This window comes from Bradyrhizobium sp. NAS80.1 (assembly GCF_001908205.1).
Taxonomy (GTDB): Bacteria; Pseudomonadota; Alphaproteobacteria; order Rhizobiales; family Xanthobacteraceae; genus Bradyrhizobium.
Genome location: NZ_LGHL01000530.1, coordinates 1 through 631, shown reverse-complemented (window position 1 = coordinate 631; position 631 = coordinate 1). Strand labels below are relative to the sequence as shown.

General features: G+C 61.3%; 1 protein-coding gene. It reads right to left on the bottom strand.

Annotated elements, in window-relative coordinates; translation table 11 throughout:
• On the bottom strand, nucleotides 1-631 hold a 631-nt coding region (locus tag AC629_RS44685; RefSeq protein ID WP_143199985.1), incomplete at both ends, for a transposase.

The window sequence follows — 631 nt, the reverse complement described above, 5'->3', positions numbered from 1 at the left end:
GCCGTGATCGCGGTGATCAGCGGCCTGATCCCGAGGATATTCATTGCTCGGGTCAGATTATAGGCCAGAACCGAGAGGGCCATCTCGGCGGCTACCTTTGGGAGCGTTTGGGTCAGGAAGTGCGTCGCTCCCATGCGTGCCTTCATCGTGCCGAACGGATGCTCGACAGTCTCGCGACGAAGGCGCATAGCGAGCGGGCTCGCATCGAGCCGCTGCTGCACGGCGTCGAGCAGATCCTCGTGCTCCCATCGCGTGATCCGGCGCTCTGACCCGGGCGTGCACTGGGGTTTGATCGAACAATTCTTGCAGGCGTTGGTCCAGTAGCGCCGGAGCATCTTGTCGGCTTCTTCATTTGTATAGCGATACGGTAATCGCTCCCCGGCCGGACAACGATAGGCGTCTTCCTCCGGCAAATAGACAAAGTCCTGCTTCCCGAAGCGTCCGTCCGACTTGGCGCCCGAAGTCATCGGCTTGGGCAGAGTTACTGTGATGCCGGTCTCGTGGCAGGCGAGGATCTGCGGACCGCTGAAGGAGCCGCGATCGGCAACGGCCTCGAGCGTCTCAGTCTTCAGAACAGCCTTCGCCTGCCTGGCCATATTGGCAAGTTGTGCGCGATCTGAGCCGCTGTTCG